Origin of the sequence: Bradyrhizobium sp. NBAIM08 (assembly GCF_020193935.1) — a bacterium.
GTDB lineage: Bacteria > Pseudomonadota > Alphaproteobacteria > Rhizobiales > Xanthobacteraceae > Bradyrhizobium > Bradyrhizobium yuanmingense.
Genome location: NZ_JADYVR010000038.1, coordinates 1 through 2,186, shown reverse-complemented (window position 1 = coordinate 2,186; position 2,186 = coordinate 1). Strand labels below are relative to the sequence as shown.

Here is a 2,186-nt window from a genome sequence, read left to right as displayed (position 1 = left end):
GCGATCTTCGCCTTCAGCGCCGCGTCGATCTTCCGTCTCGTCTTCTTCGTCATCGTCCGCTCCGTTTACCAAACGGAACGGCTACATTCCAACTAGGCTTCCGGTCCCAAATCCGGGGGCCACTTCAACAACAACTGCTAGATTCAATATAGGCGGATCACGCGAGCAAATGCATTCTCAAGCGGCTTCGGGTCTGCTCCGATTTTTACATAGACTGGGGCGTAGCCTCTTTTTTCGGAATTTCCATCTTTGTAGACCTGAGACACGCAGTCGCTTAGCAGGCAATATAATCTGAGATGTGGAAGCCCCGGAGCGTGCGTTACAAATTCCGGTTCTGGTTTGAGATCGCCGAGGCGAGCCCAATAAGCCGAAGATCTGTTAAATATCTCAATTTTGTCGTCATTGATGCTAACCCCGTACGTCAAAGGGGGACCAATCTGCTCTCCATACGCGTGCCTTGCAATCTTTCTGAATGCAGTATGAAGGTCTGCAAGAGCTAAACGCTTTTCATCGCGTGTACCTGATTTCTTGTTCGGGAAAAGCTCTTCGAAGAATCGGTCGATATAGGGCTTTAGGCAATCGAGCTGTCGCTCAGAGAGTTTGACTCCGCTGTCAGTTACTTCTTCTTGCAGTGCAGCCACCAGCCCGTGGGCTTCCTCCTTCGTGAAGTTGACACTGGCGCCGGCGTCGGCGGATGCGTCAGCAGGTCTCAACAGTGTAATGCGACCGGTCGCATTTCCCTTCACTTCTGTTTTCTGCGTTGCCGAGCCGGTAGGGCATCCTACTTTAATAAGCCTCATGCCCAGCTCGATGCGTCTGGCTAAGTCGTCGGATTGGGCATGAGCCAATCCGATACCGATCGATTGAAGCGCGACAAGCCCAACGAATAGCAGCCGTTTCATCTCCTCCTCCACACTTTTAAGTGCTCAAAGCGACTAGGACAGGCCGGTTCGCGAGCTACGCCGCGGTTTGGTTGACAATCTCAAGTAGCTTATCTCTATTTCTACTACTTTAGCTTGGAAAAATGATGGGTGTGCGGCGCGGCGTCGCGCGGCAGCTGCGCCCTCGGCTTTCGCGCCCCTTAAGCAGCGCAGATCAATTTCAGATCAGCTTCGAACCTGATGCTGCGCTTGCCCGCAAGCGCCGTGCCCTCGAGGAAACCGCCCTTGGCATCGCACGTCCCGGAAAAACCAATTCCAATCTCGTGTCCGCCGAATACCGGGTCTTCCCCTCGCGCCGGCGTATGCTCTTGATTGACCATCTGCCCTCTCCATCGACCGCTGGAGGAGGAATATGACCCCAGATAGTAGAAGAAGGCATCGCCACCCAGGATACGGCCGTTGTTCAATAGCATCACCCCAGTCAGGCCGCCGGGGACGCCGTCCAAGATTTTGAGATGGATGGAGTACAATCCGTTGGAAATGCCACCTTCACCAATCATCCCGGGCGCCGGAAGGTCGCTTTCATCCAGCGGGGTCATGATGGATCGAAAGACGGCACCCGGCACCTGCGGGGAACTGCCCTCGAAGTGAAACGCCTTGCCAACGGCTCTTCCAACGACGGAAATTGACGAGACGTCGGAACCCAGCAAAGACTGATGATCAGCGCCAAAATTGTGTCGTCGGCTGGTCACATCGACACGGATTGAGTCCCCCTCGACATGGTAATTCCCGATATGAGCAAACCCTGAATTGCCGCCCAGCAACTTGCCCCGGCGCACATACGTGACGCTCCGGCCAACCATTTGATTGATCGAGAATTCACTTTTGAAGAGGCCGTCGAAAGTGCTTGATAACTCGTTCATCCGGCACCACCGATTGACTCGGACTCCTCTTTTGCTCAGCGGCTAGTCTCGGAAGACCGAGAGTACCGTTCGATTATTTCGACATCGGGGTCGATGACGCCCTCGCGATAGCCGAACAAGTTGACGTCCGAGTTCGGGGCAGAGCAGACTTGCTCTGCCCTGCCCGTGGTTCGCTACTGGCCGCGCCTGCGTTACCACCACTAAGCACCACAAAATCCATTCAGTCAAAACCGATAATTGATGCCGCCCTTGGCCGTATGAAGCTGAACCTCGGTGTCCGTGAAGGACGCTCCGGGGAATGCAAGAGCATTGCCGTTCGACTTTCCGAGATTGATGTAGATGTACTCGGCCTTGAACGTCCAGCGCGGGTCGAAAGCCCATT

General features: G+C 54.7%; 2 protein-coding genes. Both read right to left on the bottom strand.

Going from position 1 to position 2,186, the window contains the following annotated elements:
• Positions 1 to 143: 143 nt before the first annotated feature.
• Positions 144 to 902, bottom strand: coding sequence for a hypothetical protein (locus tag I6F37_RS38240; protein WP_225154115.1), 759 nt, complete (start codon positions 900 to 902; stop codon positions 144 to 146).
• A 179-nt stretch (positions 903 to 1,081) separates the two neighbouring features.
• Positions 1,082 to 1,804, bottom strand: a complete 723-nt coding sequence (locus tag I6F37_RS38235; RefSeq protein WP_109144347.1) for a GrlR family regulatory protein — start codon at positions 1,802 to 1,804, stop codon at positions 1,082 to 1,084.
• Positions 1,805 to 2,186 lie beyond the last annotated feature (382 nt).

What these genes read in the sequence shown, in the direction of transcription:
- I6F37_RS38235 (WP_109144347.1), bottom strand. Translation starts at nt 1,804, where the DNA reads ATGAACGAGTTATCAAGCACTTTCGACGGCCTCTTCAAAAGTGAATTC.
- I6F37_RS38240 (WP_225154115.1), bottom strand. Translation starts at nt 902, where the DNA reads ATGAAACGGCTGCTATTCGTTGGGCTTGTCGCGCTTCAATCGATCGGT.